The sequence below is a fragment of the Rhizobacter sp. P1_G5 genome (genome assembly GCF_056405435.1).
This window is the reverse complement of sequence record NZ_JBFUCB010001013.1, coordinates 1-1,238: the sequence shown is the minus strand read 5'-3', so window position 1 is coordinate 1,238 and position 1,238 is coordinate 1. Positions and strand designations below refer to the sequence as shown.

The following is a 1,238-nucleotide window of genomic DNA, read 5'->3' as shown; positions in this document are numbered from 1 at the left end:
CGACAGGCCCAGGTAGCCGTGGTCGAAGAACACCGAGCCGCCGACCGCGCCGCCGTGCGAGTCGCTGGCCGACGCGCGCACGCGCTTCGTCTCCGGCTGGTCCTCGCCATCGGCGCGCGGCGTGAAGCTCGGCACGTGCAGGTCCGAGGTCTTGCGGCCGAAGGCGTCCACATGCAGCCCGAACTGGCCGTTGCCGGTCTCCAGCAGCGCCGCGCCGCCGCGTTCGGCATCGGCACCGCCCAGGCGCAGTTCGGCCGAGCCACTCAGCCCGTCCAGCCGGGTCGACGGGATGCGGTTGTCGAGCGCGTTGACCACGCCGCCCACCGCGCTGCCGCCGTACAGCAGCGCGCCCGGGCCGCGCAGCACCTCGATGCGGTCGACGATCAGCGGGTCGATCGGCACGGCGTGGTCGAAGCTCAGGCTCGACGCATCGAGCGAGCCGCCGGCATTGCTGAGCATGCGCACGCGGTCGCCGTCCAGGCCGCGGATCACCGGCCGGTTCGCGTTCGGGCCGAAATACGTCGATGAGACGCCCGGCGTGCCGTTCAGCGTCTCGCCGATCGAGCTGCCGCGGCGCAGCGTCAGCTCATCCCCGGTCAGCACCGAAACCGGCGCGGCGATCTCGCTGCGGCCGAGCGGGTTGCCGGTGATCACGACCTTGTCGAGCGTGGCGGGGGCACTGGCCGCCGCGGCGGGTGCAACGGCTGCGACCGGGGTGGATTGCGCGAAGGCGGCAGAAGAGAAAGCGAGCGAGATGGCCACGGACACGGCGTGGCGCTTCGAGACGAGCGAATGCATGGGAAGACTTCCGACAAAGCTGATGAAGCCGGGGCCGGCGTGCGCATGCACAGCCGGGCCCGGAGACGAACCTGGAAAGGCGGATCAGCTCAGGGAAGGGGGCCCGCGGGCGAGGAAGCCCGAGGACTGCGCGGCGATGTGCCAGCCGCGGTGCAGCGCCACCGGCGCCTGCGTGAACTCGACGGCCGCGAAGACCGGCGTCATGCCGTGCAGCGCGTCGCCATGGGTCAACTGGTCGTACACATCGCAATCGCCGCCGTGCTGGTGGCCGGCGAACAGCTTGGCGACCCAGCCCGAGTCGGCGGCCTTGGCCGTCACGCCGGCGGCCAGGGTGGCCGTGCCCGGTGTGCCCGGCACATGGCGCATGTGCGCGATGCCGTGCATCAGCCCCAGCGCCTGCGCGAGCACGAGCGACACGAGCAGCACGGCCGTGAGGGCGA

At 72.2% G+C, this 1,238-nt stretch carries 2 protein-coding genes; both read right to left on the bottom strand.

Annotation, left to right across the window (positions count from 1 at the left end; genetic code table 11):
* Positions 1–798: TonB-dependent receptor plug domain-containing protein (locus tag AC1D12_RS33645; protein ID WP_477845419.1), on the bottom strand; the 798-nt coding region annotated here is incomplete at its 3' end.
* An 84-nt stretch (positions 799–882) separates the two neighbouring features.
* Positions 883–1,238: hypothetical protein (locus AC1D12_RS33640; RefSeq protein WP_477845418.1), on the bottom strand; the 356-nt coding region annotated here is incomplete at its 5' end.